We start from the raw sequence: 23,032 nt of genomic DNA on the forward strand, positions 1-23,032 counted from the left end.
AACGTGACTACGGGGTTTTTACTACAATGCCGGTATGCAAAAATTATCTCTTCCTATTCCTGCGCCGGAGGCGCTCGCAGCTTCACAAGCACTGCAACAGCTCATCATTGACGACATCAGGCAACATCAGGGCTGGATCCCTTTTTCGCGCTACATGGAACTGGCCTTGTATGCGCCGGATCTGGGTTATTACAGCGGCGGTGCCACAAAATTAGGCAAAGACGGCGATTTTACAACAGCCCCGGAAATGTCTGCTTTATTCGGTGCGACGCTGGCCACGCTGGCGGGCAAATTATTCGCCCAAACCACCGCGCAAGTCATGGAATTCGGTGCCGGTACAGGTAAGCTCGCCAGAGATTTTTTAACGGAATGTCAATTTTCTGGAATAGCGATAGAGCGCTATTTTATCGTGGAATTGTCCGGCGAATTGCGCGCGCGTCAGGAAGATTTGCTGAAAGACTTTCCGCAGGTGGTCTGGTTGCAAGAAATGCCCGCGTCTTTTTCCGGCATCGTGCTGGGCAACGAAGTGCTCGATGCGATGCCGGTGGATCTGGTGCGCAAGACTGCCGCTGGCTGGTGCGAGATCGGCGTGGCGCTGGCGGACGACGGTGACGCAGCGCCTCTGCAATACCGCGAACGCGCTTGCGACGCGTACAAATGCATGCAGATTCCTGATGCCGACGAACTGCCGGTTGGCTACCTGACGGAAGTGCATGCGGTGGCAAGCGGTTTCATGCACAGTCTGGCGCAGATGCTGAATGCTGGCTGTGCCGCCACGGGCAAAGGCGGCGCGGCGATCCTGATCGATTACGGTTTTCCGGCGCACGAGTATTACCACCCTCAACGCTCGCAGGGTAGCCTGATGTGCCACTACCGCCATCATGCGCATCCCGATCCGTTTTATTTGCCAGGCTTGCAAGACATCACCGCCCATGTTGACTTTACTGCCATGGCACGCGCAGCACTGGAAGACAATTTGTCTGTATTGAGCTACACCAGCCAGGCCGGTTTTTTACTCGAATCGGGCATTGCAGACCTGCTCAGCCGTACCTCGCCGGAAGAGGTGATGGTTTATCTGCCGCAGGCCAATGCACTGCAAAAACTGATCTCTCCGGCGGAAATGGGCGAGTTATTTAAAGTCCTGGTGATCGGCAGCGGGATTGATCTTCCTGACAATTTACTACGGCACGACCGCAGTCACCGTCTTTGATCGCGTGCTGACGTAAAAATAGGCGTCCAATATACTGGGGGGGAGTATATTTTGAGGCCCAGTGTTTATAAGGACATGAAGGCATTTTTTATGAAAACAGGGGGGAGTATCTGATGTTTCGTTGGGTATTGACGATATTTCTGGCCGTCGTGGTGTTTTCCAGCCTGCTGCCCTGGCTGGAAAAACTGGGCATAGGGCGCTTGCCCGGCGACCTTCGTTTTCGCTTATTTGGCCGTGATTTTTCTTTTCCGTTTGCCTCGACGATACTGATTTCGCTGGTCGTGTTATTGCTGGCGCGCGTCTTCAAGTGAACGCAATAGCGCAGAAAAAATGCCTGTTTTGAACCGATTTTGCAGCGTTGGTCGATTAAAGTTTTTACGCTATTTCGCCGTCACTTTAATATAATGAATCGTCAGGCGTGGCAGCAATCAGGAGGTTGCTGAACTTACATCAGCATTGCTATCTGATATGTCTTACTAGCGATTACAAACAAAAAATTACGCTAAAGGTAGAAATGAGCGAACTCAGCGAAATCAGGGCATTGCTCATTGAACCGCATCAGGGAATGCGGGTCAGTTTGCACAATATGCTCAATCTGTGTGGCATTACAAAAATCGAGCACTCGCTGACTGCCGGTACCGCAGTGCGGACCATACAGGCAAAAGTATTCGATCTGATTCTGTGTGAATACGATCTCGGCGTCGGTCAGGACGGCCAGCAATTGCTGGAAGACATGCGCCATCACAAGCTTGCGCCTTTATCGACCATCTTTATCATGGTGACCGCCGAGCGTTCTTACGCCAAAGTTGTCAGCGCTGCTGAACTTGCCCCGTCTGATTACCTGCTCAAGCCATTTACTGCCGACATGCTGCTGGAACGTGTGGTTCGCGCGCTGGAAAAACGCAAAGCCTTTGTCGATGTCTATAACCTGATGGAACAGGGGCAAGTGAGCGAGGCGATTACCGCCACCTATCACGGCGAACGTGAATTTCCGCGCTACGTGATTGATTTCATGCGCCTGCGCGCCGAACTGCATGTGGTGCTGGGCGAAGCCGCAGAAGCTGAAGCGCTGTACACCCAACTGTTTGAAATGAAAGCCGTCGCCTGGGCTCGCCTGGGTCTGGCGAAAACGCTGTACATGCAGGGAAAATATCAGGAAGCGGAAAGCATCCTGAAAAATCTGGTCGCGGAAAACAACAAGTACATGGATGCGTATGACTGGCTTGCCAAAACACATGAAATGGTTGGCCAGCTCCCCGAAGCGAAAGAAGTGCTGGATACGGCGGTCGCCGTTTCGCCGCACGGTGTACGCCGCTTACGTAATCTGGGGCGGATTGCGATGGAAACCGGTGACATCGAAACCGCAGAAAATGTGTTTAAAAAAGTCGTCAGCAAGGCAAAATTTTCTGAATTCCGTGATCCTGAAGATCACATGAATCTGGTCGATGCGCTGGTCAAAAAAGGCGATACCGATCAGGCTAAATCGGTGATTCGCGACATGGACAGAAGTATGGTCGGTCTGAAAAAGACAGCGGCCTGCCGCGCGATTTCAAATGCGATGGTGCATGCCAAAACCGGTGACGCGAGGTTGACCGAAGAACTCGGTGCCGCCGTCGAAGCCTCGCGCGAAGACATCGGTTTATCGACCGGTGCCAAGATCGGTCTGGCGAAGAGTTGCCTTGATAACGACAATGAAGACGCGGCTTCCGAAATTATTCTCGACGTGATGAAAAATGCGGCGAGTAACCAGCAGGTCATGAACAAGGCGATGGGCGTGTTTGAAAGCGCCGGCAAAGGGCATCTGGCGAAAGAGCTGGCACAGCGCAGCAAGAAGGAAGTTATGGATCTGGTGGCGCTGGGTGTGCAAAAAGCGAAGCAGGGCGATTTCCGCGGCTCGGTTGAGCTGATGACGGCCGCTGCCCGTAAATCGCCGGACAATTCACAAGTGGTGATGAATGCCGCGTTGGCGGCATTGAAATGTCTGGAAAATCTTGGCTGGGACAATACTATCGGCGAGCAGGCGAAGGCGCTGATCGAATCTGCGCGTCATCTTGATCCTATGAATCCGCGTCTGAAGGCGATTCGGGGTTTATATGATGAGCTGCAGAAAAAGTATGGTTTGAGTATCAGTCGTTTTACAAAAAATTAGATCGATTGCCATATCTGCCAGCCGTATCGGCGATTGATCGAACGGCAGGCAGGAGTCGCACAGTATCTTGTCGAATTCATTGGCTGCACACGCAGGAACTATGGCAACTTATCCAACAGCAGGTTTTTCTCAGATTCCCCTCGAGTCGCATCGCGAACGCTTATTAAAAAAAATCCGAGACGAAAACGATTTACCGACACTGGGTGTCGCGATCGCTAAAGTCGTTGAAATTACTTCGTCCGGCGAAGATTCGGTGTCACGTCTCGCGCATTTTGTCTTGTCGGATGTCGGCCTGACGCAAAAAATCTTGCGGTTGGCAAATACGGTGCAATACCGGACTGCGGCTGGCGCTGCGGTGACGACCATTTCACGCTCGATATTTCTGCTCGGATTCAATACCGTTAAAACCAGCGCGCTGGCGATGCTGCTGGTCGATTTTTTCAAAGATCAGGCGCAGGCGATTAGTGTACGTAAAGAGCTGATTCATTCTTTGTGCGCCAGTATTATCGGTCGCGAAATTGCACAGCGTGGGCGTTTTCAGGATGGCGAAGAAGCGGCGGTTGCTTCCTTGTTCAAGAATGTCGGCAAGGTTCTGATTGCCTCGTTTGACCATGGATTATTTTCTCGTATTCAGAATGTTGCCTCCACCGGAGAAACCAGTGAGGATGCGGCATCGGTCTTGTTGCTCGGCTGTAGCTTCGAGCGTTTTGGCGAGCTGGCGTTGCAAGGCTGGAAAATCCCGGACGCAATTATTCAGGCGATGGCGCCATTGCCTTCTGGTGAGCTGCGCAAGAGCATGCAACGTAATGAATGGCTGAAACAAGTGGCAAGCTTCAGCGATGCGCTGGCCGGTATTCTGATTTCAGGTGTCGGCGATAAATCAGCCCGTTATGAAAAATTGCTGAAGCGCTTCGGTAAAGTGCTGGAGCTGGATCAGGCGATGCTGGACGATTTGTTGCTCAAAGTCGAAGCTGAGACCCGCCAGATGGCAAAGAGCATGGATATTGCCTTGCCAGAGGCGAATGCAGAAGCGCCGGAATTATTGAAAACGCTGGGCGTTCCCAGTGAATTTTTGCTGAAGACCGCCGAAGTCACTCCCGCGCAGGAAGCGATTCGTTACCCCAGCGGAAAACCGCACAACGCGCGTGATCTGTTGCTGACCGGCGTGCAGGATGTGACGCAGATGCTGACCTCCGATGACTACAAGCTGAATGATCTGATCTTGCTGGTGCTCGAAACCTTGTACACCAGCATGGGATTTCGTTTTGCCACAGTCTGCCTGCGCGATATCAGCAGCGGGCGTTATGTCGCGCGCCTGGCGGTTGGTGAACATTATGCCGAACGGCAAAAGAGCTTTTTCTTCGGCGGCAAATCCGAGTCTGATTTATTTGCGCTGGCCTTAAGCAATAATGCCGACGTGATGATTTCGGATGCGATGGTGCCAAAAATCCGCAGTTTATTGCCAGCCTGGCATCAGGAATTATTACCGGACGCCCGTAGTTTTATTATTTTGCCGCTGGTCATACAAAAGAAGCCCCTGGGCTTGTTTTATGCGGATCGCGCGACCACCGCGGATGAAGGCGTGCCGCCGGATGAAACCGCTTTGATCAAGACCTTGAAAAGTCAGTTACTCGCCGCGATGATGCGAGGCTGATTTTTTATTCAAACCATTGCCAGTTGATTGCGGCGTAGCGGCTACAATAGTTTTTGTGTTTTTTTTGCAGTTTAATTTCAGCGCTTGTCGCTATTGATTATTATGACTTTTTCTACCTGGTTTGCCTTTCTGATTGCCGCTTGTGTAATCGCTATTTCCCCCGGTTCTGGTGCAGTGTTATCAATGTCGCATGGGCTGAATTACGGCGTCAAAAAAGCCAGTACAACGATACTGGGCTTGCAGGCTGGCTTGTTGTTGATTCTGGCGATTGCCGGGGCAGGGGTGGGTTCGATTCTGTTAGCGTCAGAATTCGCGTTTAATATTGTTAAAATCGTTGGTGCGCTGTATTTGATTTATCTTGGATTTAATCAATGGCGTGCACGGGTAGAAGTGGTGAAGGAAGAAGAAAAAAACGTCACGCTGACACAGTTGCCCACTGCACGCAGACGTTTCCTGATCGGATTTTTTACAAATACGACGAATCCCAAAGGCATTATTTTTATGGTGGCGGTGTTGCCACAATTTATTTCGCACGATGCGCCGTTGTTGCCGCAGCTTTGCATACTCGGGGCGACTATGTGCGGCGTCGATCTGATCGTGATGCATAGCTATGCGTATGCCGCCTCGACCATGCAGAGATATTTTAGTGACCCACGCTGGTTAAAAAGCCAGAATCGCTTCTTTGGCGGGATACTGATGGCGATTGGGGCTGCGCTGTTTTTCGTCAAACGCAGCCCGTCCAACTGAACATCCAACTGATTTGCTTTAGTTCAGCTCAATACCTTGTTTCTTGGCGAGAGAATCAATGTCTTGCCAGATGGTCATTTGATTTAACAAGCGGGTTGCCGGGTCCAGCATGGCATTCAGATTGAAGAAGCGCTCCAGCGATGTTTCGTCAAATTGACTGCGCTGAGAAAAATTGATGCGACCGTATTGCTTATTGAAGGCATTCAGTAAATCTGCAGGCGTGTCTTTGTGCCACGATTGCATCAGGCCACCGACCATCAACGCTGTATCGGTGGTTTGTTCCAGACTGCGTGGATTTCTGGCAACGCTGATGTCGCGGTAATCGAGCAGGCGCGGGAAATAGAATTGTTTGATCCAACTCGCCGGAATCCCGCCTTCTCTTTGCAAAGAACCACTGCGCCAGAGTTTCCAGCTTTTCTCGGCCTCACCTTCACTGACGAAATGCGTGTCTGCCTGAACGACACAGTCTTCCCCGAGCACGATTTCCAGCACGACCGGTAAGCCGGTTTCACTGGCAATGCTTTCCAGCTCCGGCATTTGCGGTTTTTCGCCGCGATGATCCTGCAGCGCCTGCACGAAAGCTGCCATGATGTCCTGATGTGCGTGATGGACCGCGCCGGTGTTATTGCAGAAATCTGCACACGCAGCGAAGTAGGCCATCAACTCGCCTATCATGATTCCTGGTATTGATGCGCCAGCGGCATCTTGCAAACCCTGGCGCACACTACTCATCGCGATACCATTTCTTAAAATCGGATAAAGCTGGGTTGTTGTGCAGCCGAATTTGACGATACTACCAGCGGCAAGTTTAAATTCACTCATGTGATGACACTTTCTTAAATAGATGCAGCACTTGCTCTGGCGGACGTCCTATGACCGCTCTTCCATTGAATGTAGCGATAGGACGTTGCAATAACTTAGGGTAATCAGCGATGGCCTGAAGCGCGCGGGATTCGTCGGCTTTCGCTAAATTTTTCTCGGCATATTCCGCTTCGTTATTGCGCAACATTTGTTGTACATCGCCGCCCAGTTGTTCCAGCAGCGTCGTTAATTGTCCGACCAACAGCGGTGTTTTCTGGTAGTCGATGACCTTTAACTCCTGCGCGTGTTCAGCGCAGGCAGATTCGAGTATCGCCAGTGCTTCACGGGATTTGGAGCAACGCGGATTATGATAAATCGTCAGCATTTCTTTCTCTTTATAAAAAACGATCGCCGATACCCATCAGCACCAAGACACCAAGAATAGCGAATACGCCAGCAGCAATCCAGCGGACTATTTTGAATGGAAAATTCGGCGCTGCGATTTTTCCTAAAAAGACTGCAGGAATATCAGCAATTAACATACCCAGCGTTGTGCCGGCGATGACCAGATAGAGATTCGAGTATTTGGCTGCCAGTGCGACCGTTGCCAGCTGTGTTTTATCGCCGATTTCGGCAATAAAGAAAGTGATGCAGGTCAGCGCGAAGACGCCGTATTTTCCTTCACTCAGGCCTTCATCTTCCATTTCATCAGGTTTCAGTGTCCAGGCTGCAATTGCCAGAAAAGATAATCCTAGCGCCCAGCGCAACAACGTGGATGGAATATTAGTGGCAACCCATTGGCCGAGTAATCCGGCCAGAGCATGATTGGCTAGGGTGGCAATCAATATGCCGAGAATGATAGGGATTGGTTTTTTATAGCGTGCTGCCAGTAATAAGGCGAGCAATTGTGTTTTGTCACCAATTTCGCCAACGGTGACGGCCAGAGCAGAGACGAGGAAAGCTTCCATGATTTTTATTGAGATCGGGCGCTGATAACCAATGACAGCAACACTCCGCCCGATCTCCGGTAACAGAAGTGCAACTATCAAAGGTCTTGCCAAATCCCGCGCAGATCATCGCAGATCCATTGCTGATTACAGGATCAACCGCACCATGACTGTTGAGTCAAGTATGTTGATGCGATTTCTTCAGCAAGGCTGAAGCAGGCTACTCCCCAATGAATGTGAGCGCGGATTATACTGCATAGTCGCTTGCGGATGATAGGTTTAAAAAAACGGGAACTGATTTTTACCCGGATATCTTACGCAGGTAGCGTAAATTGCTTTCCGCCACAGACTGATAGTTGATAAACTAAAAAACGATTTACATCATTTATGGGGCGTTATGGGAAGTTACCTGAGTCATTTCATGAGTTTCTGGTCGGCCGCCGAGCTGAACGCCAACATCATCATATTCTTGAATCTGGCTGGCGCAATGTTGCTGGGCTTTGTCGTCGGCTACGAGCGCTCTTATCACGGACGTGCCGCAGGCATGCGGACCTACGGGCTGGTATGTATGGCTTCTGCAGCGTTGGTCGTGATTGCCGGCTACCCTGACTTCTGGTACGGCGGTCGGGCGATAGCGCCGGTGGCGCTTGATCCGACCAGGATTATTCAGGGAATCGTTACCGGTATTGGCTTTCTCGGTGCCGGCGTGATTATGAAGGAAGGATTCACTATCAGCGGTTTGACTACGGCGGCTTCGGTGTGGGCGTCATCTGCGATCGGTGTTTTAGTCGGAGTAGGCTTTTATGCCGCGGCAATTCTGTTGGCACTTTTGTCGGCCGCCTGCATGGTATGGGTGCATCGCCTTGAGTCCTGGTTACCTTCACAAGCGGCAATTGTGATCACGATACGTTTTAAAAAGGGATTTTTACCGGATGAGAAAACGATGGGTGAAATGGCTTTGAGACGCGGTTATGAAATGGCCAGTGGTACGTTGGCGATTGCACAGAGTAATGGTGCTCTGGAGTGGCGTTTTGTTGCCGTTGCAATGGATAAAAAGCTTGCGCTGCCAATCAGTGTTTTATCTCAGGACTTCGAAAAATTTGATGGCGTTGATTCCTTTCAGCTGTCGCATGCACGAAATTGACTCTTTTCGACAATTTTTTTAAATAGCTCTTGACATCAGTGCTTCGGATCTCTATAGTTCTGAGTTCCCTATGGAGGGGTGGCCGAGTGGTTAAAGGCGACAGACTGTAAATCTGTTCTCTCTGAGTACGCTGGTTCGAATCCAGCCCCCTCCACCATAGGAAAGAATTTGTATTGCGGCTGAAGTGGTAGCCCCTGCGGGTGTAGCTCAATGGTAGAGCTGAAGCCTTCCAAGCTTATGACGAGGGTTCGATTCCCTTCACCCGCTCCAGTTATTTTGCATGGCTTTGTGCAGACTAAGCTGCCCTTGTAGCTCAGTGGTAGAGCACTCCCTTGGTAAGGGAGAGGCCACGTGTTCAATCCACGTCAAGGGCACCATGTAAGCTGGTGTTTCAAGTCTGAAGTCGTCGGGCGCGTGCCTGAGTATCTCATAAAATCGTTAGGAGTCCAAAATGGCAAAAGGTAAGTTCGAACGCACCAAGCCGCACGTCAACGTAGGTACAATTGGTCACGTTGATCACGGTAAAACAACATTGACAGCAGCGATTGCAACAGTATTGTCTGCAAAATTCGGTGGCGAAGCGAAGAAATACGACGAAATCGACGCAGCACCAGAAGAAAAAGCACGCGGTATTACAATTAATACTGCCCACGTTGAATACGAAACAGCAACACGCCACTACGCTCACGTTGACTGCCCAGGCCATGCTGACTATGTTAAAAACATGATCACTGGTGCGGCTCAGATGGACGGCGCGATCCTGGTTTGCTCCGCAGCAGACGGCCCAATGCCACAAACACGTGAGCACATCCTGTTGGCTCGCCAGGTTGGTGTTCCATACATCATCGTTTTCCTGAACAAATGCGACATGGTTGATGACGCTGAATTGCTGGAACTCGTTGAAATGGAAGTGCGTGAATTACTGTCCAAATATGAATTCCCAGGCGACGATCTGCCTATCATCCAAGGTTCCGCAAAACTGGCGCTCGAAGGCGACAAAGGTCCATTGGGCGAAGAAGCAATCCTGAAACTGGCTGATGCACTCGACACCTACATCCCAACACCAGAACGTGCTGTTGACGGCGCCTTCCTGTTGCCAGTAGAAGACGTATTCTCCATCTCTGGTCGCGGTACAGTGGTGACCGGTCGTATCGAACGCGGTATCATCAAAGTTGGTGAAGAGATCGAAATCGTCGGTATCAAAGACACAGTTAAAACAACATGTACTGGCGTTGAAATGTTCCGCAAATTGCTGGATCAAGGTCAAGCTGGTGACAACGTCGGTGTTCTGCTGCGCGGTACAAAACGCGAAGACATCCAACGTGGTCAAGTGTTGGCAAAACCAGGTTCAATCAAGCCACACAGCCACTTCACAGGCGAGATCTACGTTTTGTCGAAAGATGAAGGCGGTCGTCATACGCCATTCTTCAACAACTACCGTCCACAGTTCTACTTCCGTACAACGGACGTAACTGGTTCGATCGAGTTGCCAGCAGACAAAGAAATGGTGATGCCAGGTGATAACGTCTCTATCACAGTCAAACTGATCAACCCGATCGCGATGGAAGAAGGTCTCCGCTTCGCTATCCGTGAAGGTGGTCGTACTGTTGGTGCGGGTGTTGTTGCTAAAATTATCGAGTAATTTTTAAAGTTCATTCGAAATAAGTATTGCGGCTTGCCAAGGTCGCAGTACTTATCAAGTGGTTCTAAGATGTAGGGGTGTAGCTCAATTGGCAGAGCGTCGGTCTCCAAAACCGAAGGTTGTAGGTTCGATTCCTACCGCCCCTGCCACCGTCAAGGCCGCAGGGCACCGAAAGTAAATCAAAAGTATGTCTAATCATTCCGTACAAACAGTAAGTACCTCCAATGACAAATATAAAGTCATTCTGGCAGGTGCTGCAGTCGTTTCTGGAATTGCTGCTTTTTACATTCTCGCTGGTCAGTCGACTTGGGTTCGGGTTGTTGCTCTTCTGGCGGGCTTGGTTGTTGCTGTCGGACTGCTTGCAATCTCCGAAGTTGGTCGTAATTTTTTTGATTTCGCTAAAGAATCTGTTCGTGAAACAAAAAAGGTTGTCTGGCCTACGCGCAAAGAAGCCGGTCAGATTACGGCAGTGGTGTTTGGTTTTGTATTGGTCATGGCGATCTTTCTCTGGGGGACGGATAAGTTTCTCGAGTTTTTGTTGTATGACGTAATTCTTGGATGGAAAAAATAATGAGCGATAACATTCAGGAAAACGAGCAAGGTACAGCGCCTGAGGTGTCTGTGCCTAAAAGCGCTAAAAGATGGTATGCCGTTCACGCCTACTCAGGCATGGAAAAAAGTGTGCACCGTGCTCTGGTGGAGCGTATTGAGCGCGCTGAAATGCAAGATCTGTTCGGTCGCATTCTTGTGCCAACAGAGGAAGTGATTGAAGTTCGCAATGGTCGTAAAGTAGTGACTGAGCGCCGTTTATTTCCAAGCTATGTATTCGTTGAAATGGATATGACGGACGATACATGGCATCTGGTAAAAAATACCAGCAAAGTGACTGGCTTTATTGGTGGTAAGTCGAATAAGCCTGCGCCGATTCCTCAGCATGAAGTAGATAAAATTCTGCAGCAAATGCAGGATGGCGTTGAGAAGCCAAGGCCAAAAGTATTGTATGAGGTTGGTGAGGTTGTACGTATTAAGGAAGGCCCGTTCACTGATTTCAACGGAAATGTTGAAGAAGTTAATTACGAGAAATCCAAAGTGCGTGTAACAGTGACGATTTTTGGTCGCGCTACACCAGTTGAGTTGGAATTTGCTCAGGTTGAAAAAGTCTGAGAGTATCAATCGTTGATCAGTACGAAAAAAAGCAATTTTTGAAACTGAGAAGTAAGCAGAGGAGCCTGACTTAGTTAATAACCTTGTCAGGCGCTAACACTCAATTAATGAAGGAGCCAACATGGCAAAGAAAATTATTGGTTTTATCAAGCTGCAAGTGCCAGCTGGTAAAGCAAATCCATCCCCACCAATCGGTCCAGCTCTGGGTCAACGTGGTTTGAACATCATGGAATTCTGTAAGGCATTTAATGCACAGACTCAAGGTGTTGAACCAGGTATGCCGATTCCTGTCGTGATTACTGCATTTGCGGATAAGTCTTTCACTTTCGTGATGAAGACTCCACCAGCAACTTACATGATCAAAAAAGCTGCAGGTATCACTAAAGGTTCAGCTAAACCTCACACTGATAAAGTTGGTAGCATCACACGTAAGCAAGCTGAAGAGATCGCGACTACTAAGCGCGCAGATCTGACAGCAGCTGATATGGACGCAGCAGTGCGTACTATCGCTGGTTCCGCTCGCTCTATGGGCATCACGGTGGAGGGTCTGTAATGGCTAAGTTATCTAAAAAAGCAAAGTTGCTCGCAACTAAAGTAGATCGTCTGAAAGTGTATCCATTTGACAATGCTATCGCGTTGATCAAAGAATGTGCTACAGCGAAATTCAACGAATCTATCGACGTTTCTGTTCAACTCGGTGTTGATCCTAAGAAATCTGACCAAGTTGTTCGTGGCGCAGTTGTATTACCAGCTGGTACAGGTAAAACAGTACGTGTAGCGGTATTCGCTCAAGGCGCAAAAGCTGAAGAAGCTAAAGCAGCCGGTGCAGATATCGTTGGTATGGAAGATTTGGCAGAACGCGTTAAAGCTGGCGATATGCCATTTGACGTTGTGATCGCATCTCCAGATACTATGCGTATCGTTGGTACTTTAGGTCAGGTTCTGGGCCCACGTGGCCTGATGCCAAATCCGAAAGTTGGTACTGTGACTCCTGACGTTGCTACTGCAGTTAAAAATGCAAAAGCAGGTCAAGTACAATACCGTACAGACAAAGCAGGTATCATTCACACTACTATCGGTCGTAAGTCTTTTGCCGATGGTGATCTGAAGTCGAATCTGGTTGCATTGATCGATGCACTGAACAAAGCTAAACCAGCGACAAGCAAAGGTGTTTACCTGCGTAAGATTTCTATCTCATCTACGATGGGTGCGGGCGTACGCGTTGATCACGCTAATCTCGGTTAAGTAAAAATTAAGTCCTCATGCTGTATTGCATGAGGCGTATCTTTGGGCTGGATATCTTGAGCAATCAGGATATTCAGAGTGTCAAAGACCGTTGGGCTTGTTACTTTGTTTCAAGTTAAACATCTGCGGAGCAATTTGCAGAACCCAACGCAGATGGTGTACCCGAACAAGTTTTGTAGTGATTACTGGTCCCCCAGTGAAACTCCTAACTTCGGACGCCGTGTTCGAAACGATGTGAGGGAAGTGCATCATCCTGATGTGCAGACTGAATATCATTAATGGAGGTTGACCGTGAGTCTCAATCTGAATGACAAAAAAGCCGTCGTCGCTGAAGTCTCTGCAAAAGTAGCAACTGCTCAGACTATCGTCGTGGCTGAATATCGTGGCATCCAGGTCGGTCATTTGACGCAATTACGTGCTAATGCACGTGCTCAAGGCGTATACATGCGCGTGTTGAAAAATACACTCGCACGTCGCGCTGTTGAGGGAACTGCATTTGCCAGCCTCGCTTCTGAAATGACCGGTCCGTTGATCTATGCGATCTCGGAAGATGCTGTTGCTGCTGCAAAAGTCGTTCAAGACTTTGCAAAAAGCAATGACAAACTGGTTATCAAAGCGGGTAACTATGCAGGCAAATCGCTGGATAAAGCTGGCGTTGTTGCATTGGCAAGCATCCCAAGCCGCGAAGTATTGTTGGCGCAAGTCGTAGGTATGATGCAGGCTCCTGTATCTGCTTTCGCACGTGCTCTGGCCGCCGTGGCAGCAAAGAAAGAAACAGAAGCTGCGTAATGCAGTGACGTTTCCGTCAAATACCGTATCAATGTAATTAATTAATTGGAGTTTCAAATGGCAATTAGCAAAGACGATATCCTGGAAGCCGTAGGCGCGATGTCCGTAATGGACCTGAACGATCTGGTTAAAGCTTTCGAAGAAAAATTTGGTGTGTCCGCTGCTGCAGTTGCAGCTGGTCCTGCTGCTGGCGGCGGTGCTGCTGCAGCTGCTGAAGAACAAACAGAATTCAACGTAATTCTGGCTGAAGTTGGCGCGAACAAAGTTGGCGTCATTAAAGCAGTTCGTGAAATCACAGGTCTGGGCTTGAAAGAAGCTAAAGATCTGGTTGATGGCGCACCTAAAGCAGTTAAAGAAGGTGTTGCTAAAGCTGACGCTGAAGCCGCTAAGAAAAAGCTTGAAGAAGCTGGCGCTAAAGTCGACGTTAAGTAATACAGTATTAAGGCAAATCTGCGGATTTGCCGAAGTCAAAGGCAGGAATCCTCTCGAAAGAGAGGGTTCCTCTTTGGCTTCTTTGTCGTTCAGGGTTGTTTAGCTGTTTATTAAGACCGAGGGCTGAGACTTGAGGTTTTTTGTCGCAGAGTTGAATTAATTTTGTGACAGGAATCCTGAATTCTCCATCCTTCCTTGTCACTCACGGAGTGTCCATGCACTACTCATTTACTGAGAAGAAGCGTATTCGTAAATCTTTTGCGAAGCGCGCCAACGTCCACAACGTTCCGTTCTTATTGGCGACTCAAATCGAGTCGTACCAAAGCTTTTTACAAGAAGACAGAACAGCGGCAAACCGCAAAAATGAGGGCTTGCAGTCAGCCTTCACTTCGATTTTTCCTATCGTTTCACACAATGGATTCGCTCGTCTCGAATTCTTGTCCTATGTTTTAGGTGATCCTGCTTTTGACGTCAAGGAATGTCAATTGCGTGGACTTACCTATGCTTCGCCATTGCGTGCAAAAGTTCGCCTGGTGATCTTGGATAAAGAATCGCCGACTAAGCCTGTCGTTAAAGAAATGAAAGAACAGGAAGTCTACATGGGTGAATTGCCTTTGATGACGACGACGGGTTCTTTTGTTGTTAACGGTACCGAACGTGTGATTGTTTCCCAGTTGCATCGTTCGCCAGGTGTGTTCTTTGAACATGATCGCGGCAAAACGCATTCTTCCGGTAAATTGTTGTTCTCGGCAAGGATCATTCCTTACCGTGGTTCATGGCTGGATTTCGAGTTTGACCCGAAAGATATCCTGTTCTTCCGTATTGACCGCCGCCGTAAGATGCCAGTAACGATCTTGTTGCGTGCTATCGGCATGAGCAACGAACAGATTCTGGCAAATTTCTTTGTTTTCGATAATTTCAACCTGCATGCAGATGGCGCAGAGATGGAATTTGTCGCTGAGCGTTTGCGCGGTGAAGTCGCGCGTTTCGACATCGCTGACAAATCTGGCAAAGTAATTGTTGCTAAGGATAAGCGTATCAATGCTAAGCATGTACGTGAAATCGAGGCGGGTGGAATCAAGCACATTTCTGTACCTGAGGACTATTTGCTTGGCCGCGTATTGGCGAAAAATATTATTGATGCTGACACTGGTGAAGTGATTGCGAATGCCAACGACGAGTTGACAGAGGAATTGCTGGCGCGTTTGCGCGATGCACGTGTAACAGACATTCAGACTCTTTACACGAATGATCTGGATCAGGGTGCTTATATTTCTCAGACCTTGCGTACTGATGACACTTCGGATCAGATGGCTGCCCGTGTTGCGATTTATCGCATGATGCGTCCTGGTGAACCACCAACAGAAGATTCCGTTGAAGCATTGTTCAATGGCTTGTTCTATAGCGAAGACCGTTACGATCTGTCTGCTGTTGGTCGCATGAAGTTCAACCGCCGTATCGGTCGTGATGAACTGACAGGCGCGATGACACTGTCGAACGAAGATGTATTGGCCGTAATCAAGATTCTGGTAGAACTGCGCAATGGCCGCGGTGAAGTCGATGATATCGATCACTTGGGTAATCGTCGTGTACGTTGCGTCGGTGAATTGGCTGAGAATCAGTTCCGCGCTGGTCTGGTACGTGTAGAGCGTGCAGTGAAAGAGCGTCTGGGTCAGGCTGAAGCCGATAACCTGATGCCACATGACCTGATCAACTCCAAACCTATCTCCGCAGCGATTCGTGAGTTCTTCGGTTCTTCACAATTGTCTCAGTTTATGGATCAGACTAACCCATTGTCCGAGATCACGCATAAGCGTCGTATTTCCGCTCTGGGACCTGGTGGTTTGACGCGTGAGCGCGCCGGCTTTGAAGTCCGCGACGTTCATCCAACTCACTATGGCCGTGTTTGCCCGATTGAAACTCCTGAGGGACCAAACATTGGTCTGATCAACTCGCTGGCGTTGTATGCACGGCTGAACGAATACGGTTTCCTGGAAACGCCATACCGTAAAGTTGTTGACAGCAAAATCACCAACCAGATCGACTACCTGTCTGCGATTGAAGAAGGCCGTTACATCATCGCTCAGGCGAATGCGACGATCGATGGCGAAGGCAAACTGATTGATGAACTGGTGTCTGCGCGTGAAGCTGGCGAAACGATACTGGTATCCCCAGAACGTATCCAGTACATGGACGTGGCAACAGGTCAGGTGGTTTCTGTTGCGGCATCGCTGATTCCGTTCCTCGAACACGATGATGCGAACCGTGCGTTGATGGGTGCCAACATGCAACGTCAGGCAGTTCCTTGCTTGCGTCCGGAAAAAGCATTTGTCGGTACAGGTATTGAACGTACTGTTGCAGTTGACTCCGGTACAACAGTACAGGCATTGCGTGGCGGTAAAGTTGATTATATCGATGCGGGCCGTATCGTTATTCGTGTGAATGATGCTGAAGCGCAGGCTGGTGAAGTCGGTGTGGATATTTACAACCTCATCAAATACACACGTTCTAACCAAAATACAAATATCAACCAACGTCCTATCGTTAAAGTCGGTGACGTGGTTGCTAAAGGCGACGTACTGGCTGACGGCGCATCGACAGATATGGGTGAGCTGGCTCTTGGTCAGAACATGCTGGTCGCGTTCATGCCATGGAACGGCTATAACTTCGAAGATTCGATCCTGATCTCTGAAAAAGTGGTCGCTGACGACCGCTACACATCGATTCATATCGAAGAGTTGTCTGTTGTTGCCCGTGATACCAAGTTGGGTGCCGAGGAAATCACACGTGATATCTCAAATCTGGCAGAAAACCAACTGGCTCGTCTGGATGAGTCCGGTATCGTCTACATCGGCGCTGAAGTAACAGCTGGTGATACTCTGGTCGGTAAAGTGACGCCAAAAGGTGAAACTCAGCTGACACCGGAAGAAAAACTGTTGCGCGCGATTTTCGGTGAGAAAGCGTCTGACGTCAAAGATACTTCCCTGCGCGTGCCTTCAGGCATGGTAGGTACAGTCATCGACGTGCAAGTGTTCACTCGCGAAGGCATCCAACGCGACAAACGTGCACAGCAAATTATCGATGATGAATTGAAGCGTTATCGCCTCGATCTGAACGATCAGTTGCGTATTGTTGAAGGCGATGCGTTTGAACGTCTGGAACGTATGCTTGACGGTAAGATTGCCGATGGTGGCCCAGCCAAACTGGCGAAAGGCACGAAACTGACCAAAGAATATCTGGCAAGTATCGACAAGTACCACTGGTTCGATATTCGTCTGGCATCTGATGAAGCAGCGAATGCTCTGGTCGCGATCAAAGATTCTATCGCTGAGAAACGTCACCAGTTTGATCTGGCTTTCGAAGAAAAACGTACCAAGTTGACGCAAGGCGATGAGTTGCCGCCAGGCGTACAGAAAATGGTTAAGGTCTATCTGGCTGTTAAACGTCGTCTGCAACCAGGTGACAAAATGGCGGGTCGTCACGGTAATAAGGGTGTGGTTTCCCGTATCGTGCCTATCGAAGATATGCCATACATGGCCGACGGTACTCCTGCAGACATCGTATTGAACCCATTGGGTGTTCCTTCACGTATGAACGTGGGTCAGGTTCTGGAAGTTCATCTGGGTTGGGCCGCAAAAGGTCTGGGCTTGCGTATCGGCGAAATGCTGAAGGCAAAAGCCAAGGTCGAAGAGTTGCGTGAATTCTTGAAAAAGATTTACAACGAATCCGGCAAAACAGAAGATCTGGACAGCTTCACCGATACAGAAATTCTGGAATTGACGAATAACCTGAAAAATGGTGTGCCGTTTGCAACACCAGTGTTTGACGGTGCGGATGAAGAGGAAATTCGTCGCATGCTGGATCTGGCCTTCCCTGACCATATCGCTCAGCATCTCGGTATGACACCATCGAAGAATCAGGTTACTTTGTACGATGGCCGTACCGGTGAAGCGTTTGAACGTAAAGTCACACTGGGTTACATGCATATGTTGAAACTGCATCATCTGGTTGATGATAAAATGCATGCCCGTTCGACTGGTCCTTACTCTCTGGTGACTCAACAGCCATTGGGCGGTAAAGCACAGTTCGGTGGTCAGCGTTTCGGTGAGATGGAGGTTTGGGCTCTTGAAGCATACGGCGCGTCTTATGTCTTGCAAGAGATGTTGACCGTCAAGTCCGATGACGTGAATGGCCGTACGAAAGTGTACGAAAATCTCGTTAAGGGTGATCACGTGATTGATGCTGGTATGCCAGAGTCGTTCAACGTTCTTGTCAAAGAGATCCGCTCTCTGGGTATCGATATCGATCTCGAACGCGATTAATTGTAATTAAGTAGTAAAACCATCGCCCGAACGAGTTTCGGGCGTTGGTCATTCAGCTAGCCAGCAGTTTGGAAGCGAGTTCGTTCCCGGTATGAGCGGAACCAGTGTCGACAGACCTGGCTCTCCCGCTGATGCGAACAGGGTAAGGCGAAAGACCTTCTGTTGCAGCACCATTCAGCCACCAAGCGTGAATTTCAAAGTAAATTGCGCGCTTCACTGGAGTGATATACATGAAAGCCCTGCTCGATCTATTCAAGCAAGTCCAACCTAACGAACAATTCGACGCGATCAAAATTGGTCTGGCGTCTCCTGAAAAAATTCGTTCCTGGTCCTACGGCGAAGTTAAAAAGCCGGAAACCATCAACTATCGTACTTTCAAGCCTGAGCGCGACGGTTTATTCTGCGCCAAAATTTTTGGCCCTATCAAAGATTACGAATGCCTGTGCGGTAAATACAAACGTCTGAAGCATCGTGGCGTGATTTGTGAAAAGTGCGGCGTTGAAGTCACACTGGCGAAAGTGCGTCGTGAACGCATGGGGCACATTGAGCTGGCATCGCCAACAGCACACATCTGGTTCCTGAAATCTCTGCCATCCCGTCTGGGTATGGTGCTCGACATGACATTGCGCGATATCGAACGCGTTTTGTATTTTGAAGCATACGTTGTGACCGATCCTGGCATGACGCCGCTGAAAAAATGCCAGATCATGTCGGAAGACGACTACGCTGCTAAATACGAAGAATATGGCGACGAATTCACCGCATTCATGGGCGCAGAAGGTATCCGTGAATTGCTGCGTTCGATTGATATCGATCGTGATGCTGAAACTTTGCGTGTAGAACTCAAAGAATCCAAATCTGAAGCCAAGATCAAGAAATATGCAAAACGTCTGAAAGTACTCGAAGCGTTCCAACGCTCCGGTATCAAACCAGACTGGATGATCATGGAAGTGTTGCCAGTGTTGCCGCCAGAGCTGCGCCCATTGGTACCGCTGGACGGTGGCCGTTTTGCGACTTCCGATCTGAATGATCTGTATCGCCGCGTCATTAACCGTAATAACCGTTTGAAGCGCCTGATGGAATTGCGCGCTCCGGAAATCATTACCCGTAATGAAAAGCGTATGTTGCAAGAAGCGGTTGACTCCTTGTTAGATAACGGTCGCCGCGGTAAGGCAATGACTGGTGCGAACAAGCGTCCATTGAAATCTCTGGCTGAGATGATCAAAGGTAAAGGCGGCCGTTTCCGTCAAAACTTGCTGGGTAAACGCGTCGATTACTCTGGTCGTTCCGTTATCGTGGTGGGTCCGCAACTGAAATTGCATCAATGCGGTCTGCCAAAATTGATGGCCTTGGAACTCTTCAAACCTTTCATTTTCAATAAACTGGAATTGATGGGTCTGGCAACAACGATCAAGGCAGCGAAGAAACTGGTTGAAATTCAAGAGCCAGTCGTCTGGGATATTCTGGAAGAAGTGATCCGCGAACATCCGATTATGCTGAACCGTGCGCCAACTTTGCACCGTTTGGGTATTCAGGCGTTTGAACCAGTGTTGATCGAAGGTAAAGCGATCCAGTTGCATCCACTCGTCTGCGCGGCTTTCAATGCCGACTTCGACGGTGACCAGATGGCGGTTCACGTACCTTTGTCTATCGAAGCGCAGATGGAAGCCCGCACACTGATGCTGGCGTCTAACAATATTCTGTTCCCATCCAATGGCGAACCGTCTATCGTGCCTTCTCAGGATATCGTGTTGGGTCTGTACTACGCGTCTCGCGAAGCCATCAACGGCAAGGGCGAAGGCATGATGTTCCCTGACGTTTCAGAAGCGATCCGCGCCTGGGACAACAAGGAAGTCGAGCTGGCAACACGCGTGACTGTCCGTATTACGGAATATCCGAAAGATCCGGCAACTGGTGAATTCGTTAAAACGATCAAACGTTACGAAACCACAGTTGGCCGTGCGATTTTGTCAGAAATTCTGCCTAAGGGCTTGCCATTCACCGTGCTGAACCGCGCGTTGAAGAAAAAAGAAATTTCCAAACTGATCGATACGTCGTTCCGTAAATGCGGCCTGCGCGCTACCGTTGTGTTTGCCGATCAACTGATGCAAATGGGTTTCCGCCTCGCGACACGCGCCGGTATCTCTATCTGTATCGATGACATGTTGGTACCGCCACAAAAAGTGACTTTGCTGGCAGCGGCTGAGCACGAAGTTAAACAGATCGAGCAGCAATATGCATCCGGTCTGGTCACTGCAGGCGAACGCTACAATAAAGTGGTCGATATCTGGGGCAAAACCGGTGATGAAGTCGGCAAGGCCATGATGGAACAACTGAAAGTTGAACCAGTTACACGCCGCGACGGCACAGTTGGTACACAAGAATCGTTTAACGCGATTTACATGATGGCCGACTCTGGTGCGCGTGGTTCTGCAGCGCAGATTCGTCAGTTGGCCGGTATGCGTGGTCTGATGGCGAAACCAGATGGCTCGATTATCGAAACACCGATTACCGCGAACTTCCGCGAAGGTCTGAACGTTCTGCAGTACTTTATTTCTACGCACGGTGCGCGTAAAGGTCTGGCCGATACCGCATTGAAGACAGCGAACTCCGGTTACCTGACACGTCGTCTGGTTGACGTGACGCAGGATCTGGTCGTGGTTGAGGACGATTGCGGTACAAGCAATGGTTCTTCCATGAAAGCGCTGGTCGAAGGCGGTGAAGTTAACGTGCCTCTGCGCGACCTGATCCTGGGCCGTGTTTCTGCTAACGATATCGTGAATCCTGAAACGCAGGAAACACTGTACGAAGCAGGTACTTTGCTGGATGAAGTTGCGGTTGAACGTATCGAAGCACTGGGCATTGATGAAGTGAAAGTACGTACGCCACTGACTTGTGACACACGTTACGGTCTGTGCGCAATGTGTTACGGACGTGATCTGGGTCGCGGTATGATGGTGAATGCTGGTGAAGCAGTCGGTGTTATCGCTGCGCAGTCCATCGGTGAACCAGGTACACAGTTGACGATGCGTACGTTCCACATTGGTGGTGCGGCGTCCCGTGCAGCAGTGGCATCTTCCGTTGAGGCAAAATCTAACGGTACGATTCGTTTCACAGCAACGATGCGTTATGTGACGAACGGTAAAGGCGATCAGATCGTAATTTCCCGTTCTGGTGAAGTGTTGATCACGGACGACCACGGTCGTGAACGTGAACGCCATAAAGTACCTTACGGTGCCACGCTGATTGTGAAAGACGGCATGGTGATCAAGGCAGGTACAGCACTGGCAACATGGGATCCGCTGACACGTCCTATCATTACCGAATACACCGGTACTGTGAAGTTTGAAAACGTCGAAGAAGGTGTGACTGTTGCGAAACAGGTTGATGAAGTGACTGGCTTGTCCACTCTGGTAGCGATCGATGCGAAACGCCGTGGTAGCGCTGCTGGTAAGTCTTTGCGTCCGCAAGTGAAGCTGTTGAACGAACAAGGTGAAGAGGTCAAGATCTCTGGCACCGAGCACGCAGTGACGATTGGCTTCCAGGTTGGTGCGCTGATTACGGTGAAAGACGGTCAGCAAGTACACGTTGGTGAGGTTCTGGCGCGTATCCCGACTGAATCACAAAAAACCCGTGATATTACCGGTGGTTTGCCACGCGTTGCTGAGTTGTTCGAAGCGCGTTCACCAAAAGATGCCGGTATGTTGGCGGAAGTAACTGGTACGGTTGCATTTGGTAAAGAAACTAAAGGTAAGCAACGTCTGGAAATCACCGACATGGACGGTGAGAAACACGAATTCCTGATTACCAAAGACAAACAAGTCCTGGTGCATGATGGTCAGGTTGTGAACAAAGGTGAGATGATTGTCGACGGCCCGGCCGATCCACAAGACATCCTGCGTTTGCTGGGTATCGAAGCGTTGGCACGTTACATCGTTGACGAAGTGCAGGACGTGTACCGCTTGCAAGGCGTTAAGATCAATGACAAGCACATTGAAGTGATCGTGCGTCAGATGTTGCGTCGTGTAGTTGTGGTGAATCCAGGTGATGCGAACTACATCGTCGGTGAACAAGTTGAACGCTCTGACCTGTTAGGTGAAAACGATCGCGTGGTCGCTGCTGGCGGTATTCCTGCAACGTATGAAAATATCTTGTTGGGTATTACCAAAGCGTCTCTGTCGACCGATTCCTTCATCTCGGCAGCGTCCTTCCAGGAAACAACCCGCGTTCTGACAGAAGCAGCGATCATGGGCAAGAAAGATACCCTGCGCGGCCTGAAAGAAAACGTCATCGTGGGTCGTCTGATTCCTGCCGGTACCGGTCTGGCATTCCACCGCGCCCGCAAGTTGAAAGAAACCTGGGAAGCGGATGAACGTCACGCGTTGCTGGAAGCAGAAAAAGCAGTCTTCGCTCCTGCTCCAGAAGCAACAACTGATGTGCATGAAGGCGACGCGTAAGCGTAGCTGAAAGAATAAAAACGGCACCGAAGCTTAGTCTCCGGTGCCGTTTTTTTATAGAGATAGGACTGTCGCAAAACTACCCCAGCGGCGTTATGGCTACTCGTACTGTCTTCGTCGCCATGGTGTAGCCAGGGTTTCAGGCAAGATGTTGCCTGCTGGCGAAACGGACATTGCTTACCAGCGATGTTTCCCAAAGCAGAAAAAAGCTTTTTAGCCTTGCCGGGGCAAATTGCGTCAGTCCTAAGAGAATGAGATTCAGCGTAGCCCCTCGCAGTGTTGTCAGTTGCTGTTACCCCCTAACCGTACTGCATCAGAGGCTGACATCT

The 23,032-nt window shown here is 49.6% G+C and carries 18 protein-coding genes, 4 tRNA genes and 1 riboswitch; of the genes, 19 read left to right on the forward strand and 3 right to left on the reverse strand.

The genetic code is table 11. The features are described from left to right. The first annotated feature begins 34 nt into the window (after positions 1-34). The 5 genes from Undi14_RS02215 to Undi14_RS02235 all read left to right on the forward strand — a co-directional run bounded on the left by Undi14_RS02215 (position 35) and on the right by Undi14_RS02235 (position 5,760). Positions 35-1,210, forward strand: coding sequence for a class I SAM-dependent methyltransferase (locus Undi14_RS02215; protein ID WP_200177769.1), 1,176 nt, complete (start codon positions 35-37; stop codon positions 1,208-1,210). Between the two features lie 113 nt (positions 1,211-1,323). Then, positions 1,324-1,521 (forward strand): DUF2905 domain-containing protein, encoded by a 198-nt coding sequence (locus tag Undi14_RS02220; protein ID WP_186883809.1) that lies wholly within the window; start codon positions 1,324-1,326, stop codon positions 1,519-1,521. A 203-nt stretch (positions 1,522-1,724) separates the two neighbouring features. Further along, positions 1,725-3,359 carry a tetratricopeptide repeat-containing response regulator gene (locus tag Undi14_RS02225; protein WP_200177770.1) on the forward strand — a complete coding sequence of 545 codons (1,635 nt, stop codon included), beginning with the start codon at positions 1,725-1,727 and terminating at the stop codon, positions 3,357-3,359. A gap of 100 nt (positions 3,360-3,459) precedes the next feature. Further along, positions 3,460-5,013: an HDOD domain-containing protein gene (locus Undi14_RS02230; protein WP_200177771.1), complete on the forward strand. Its 1,554-nt coding sequence runs from the start codon at positions 3,460-3,462 to the stop codon at positions 5,011-5,013. Positions 5,014-5,115: 102 nt separating this feature from the next. After that, positions 5,116-5,760 (forward strand): LysE family transporter, encoded by a 645-nt coding sequence (locus Undi14_RS02235; RefSeq protein ID WP_186883806.1) that lies wholly within the window; start codon positions 5,116-5,118, stop codon positions 5,758-5,760. 18 nt (positions 5,761-5,778) lie between these two features. Here Undi14_RS02235 and Undi14_RS02240 read toward each other — a convergent pair whose 3' ends face one another. Genes Undi14_RS02240 through Undi14_RS02250 form a run of 3 tightly spaced genes read right to left on the reverse strand, consistent with a single transcriptional unit; the run spans position 5,779 to position 7,529 of the window. Then, on the reverse strand, positions 5,779-6,582 hold the full coding sequence (locus Undi14_RS02240) for a hypothetical protein (protein WP_200177772.1): 804 nt from the start codon (positions 6,580-6,582) through the stop codon (positions 5,779-5,781). Then, entirely contained in the window at positions 6,575-6,946 is a 372-nt protein-coding gene (locus tag Undi14_RS02245; protein ID WP_200177773.1) for an arsenate reductase family protein, read from the reverse strand. The genes Undi14_RS02240 and Undi14_RS02245 overlap by 8 nt, the downstream gene beginning before the upstream one ends. Positions 6,947-6,956: 10 nt before the next feature. Continuing rightward, positions 6,957-7,529, reverse strand: coding sequence for a TMEM165/GDT1 family protein (locus Undi14_RS02250; protein WP_186884179.1), 573 nt, complete (start codon positions 7,527-7,529; stop codon positions 6,957-6,959). A 92-nt stretch (positions 7,530-7,621) separates the two neighbouring features. Next, a riboswitch (yybP-ykoY riboswitch) is annotated at positions 7,622-7,749 on the reverse strand. Positions 7,750-7,929: 180 nt separating this feature from the next. Between Undi14_RS02250 and Undi14_RS02255 the strand changes: the two genes are divergently transcribed. The 14 genes from Undi14_RS02255 to rpoC all read left to right on the forward strand — a co-directional run bounded on the left by Undi14_RS02255 (position 7,930) and on the right by rpoC (position 22,703). Next, positions 7,930-8,652 carry an MgtC/SapB family protein gene (locus tag Undi14_RS02255; RefSeq protein WP_223826793.1) on the forward strand — a complete coding sequence of 241 codons (723 nt, stop codon included), beginning with the start codon at positions 7,930-7,932 and terminating at the stop codon, positions 8,650-8,652. A gap of 72 nt (positions 8,653-8,724) precedes the next feature. After that, positions 8,725-8,809: transfer RNA gene (locus tag Undi14_RS02260), tRNA-Tyr, on the forward strand. Between the two features lie 39 nt (positions 8,810-8,848). Next, positions 8,849-8,922, forward strand: a tRNA-Gly gene (locus Undi14_RS02265). A 32-nt stretch (positions 8,923-8,954) separates the two neighbouring features. Next, positions 8,955-9,029: transfer RNA gene (locus Undi14_RS02270), tRNA-Thr, on the forward strand. 74 nt (positions 9,030-9,103) lie between these two features. Continuing rightward, positions 9,104-10,294, forward strand: a complete 1,191-nt coding sequence (tuf, locus tag Undi14_RS02275) for an elongation factor Tu (RefSeq protein WP_186896239.1) — start codon at positions 9,104-9,106, stop codon at positions 10,292-10,294. A gap of 73 nt (positions 10,295-10,367) precedes the next feature. Further along, positions 10,368-10,443, forward strand: a tRNA-Trp gene (locus Undi14_RS02280). 38 nt (positions 10,444-10,481) lie between these two features. Further along, positions 10,482-10,865 carry a preprotein translocase subunit SecE gene (gene secE / locus Undi14_RS02285; protein ID WP_186886080.1) on the forward strand — a complete coding sequence of 128 codons (384 nt, stop codon included), beginning with the start codon at positions 10,482-10,484 and terminating at the stop codon, positions 10,863-10,865. Further along, the gene (gene nusG, locus Undi14_RS02290) at positions 10,865-11,458 is read left to right on the forward strand and encodes a transcription termination/antitermination protein NusG (RefSeq protein ID WP_186886081.1); all 594 of its coding nucleotides are present in this window, start codon (positions 10,865-10,867) and stop codon (positions 11,456-11,458) included. Before secE ends, nusG begins: the two co-directional genes overlap by 1 nt. A 121-nt stretch (positions 11,459-11,579) precedes the next feature. After that, entirely contained in the window at positions 11,580-12,011 is a 432-nt protein-coding gene (rplK, locus tag Undi14_RS02295) for a 50S ribosomal protein L11 (protein WP_186886082.1), read from the forward strand. Continuing rightward, positions 12,011-12,703, forward strand: a complete 693-nt coding sequence (rplA, locus tag Undi14_RS02300) for a 50S ribosomal protein L1 (protein ID WP_186886083.1) — start codon at positions 12,011-12,013, stop codon at positions 12,701-12,703. The genes rplK and rplA overlap by 1 nt, the downstream gene beginning before the upstream one ends. A gap of 291 nt (positions 12,704-12,994) precedes the next feature. After that, positions 12,995-13,492: a 50S ribosomal protein L10 gene (rplJ, locus tag Undi14_RS02305; RefSeq protein WP_186886084.1), complete on the forward strand. Its 498-nt coding sequence runs from the start codon at positions 12,995-12,997 to the stop codon at positions 13,490-13,492. A gap of 57 nt (positions 13,493-13,549) precedes the next feature. Then, positions 13,550-13,924, forward strand: coding sequence for a 50S ribosomal protein L7/L12 (gene rplL / locus Undi14_RS02310; protein WP_186886085.1), 375 nt, complete (start codon positions 13,550-13,552; stop codon positions 13,922-13,924). Between the two features lie 215 nt (positions 13,925-14,139). Beyond that, on the forward strand, positions 14,140-18,246 hold the full coding sequence (rpoB, locus tag Undi14_RS02315; RefSeq protein WP_190477074.1) for a DNA-directed RNA polymerase subunit beta: 4,107 nt from the start codon (positions 14,140-14,142) through the stop codon (positions 18,244-18,246). A 230-nt stretch (positions 18,247-18,476) separates the two neighbouring features. After that, positions 18,477-22,703, forward strand: coding sequence for a DNA-directed RNA polymerase subunit beta' (rpoC, locus tag Undi14_RS02320; RefSeq protein WP_186896241.1), 4,227 nt, complete (start codon positions 18,477-18,479; stop codon positions 22,701-22,703). Positions 22,704-23,032 lie beyond the last annotated feature (329 nt).

It is taken from the genome of Undibacterium sp. 14-3-2 (genome assembly GCF_016595265.1).
Classification (GTDB): Bacteria; Pseudomonadota; Gammaproteobacteria; order Burkholderiales; family Burkholderiaceae_D; genus Undibacterium; species Undibacterium aquatile.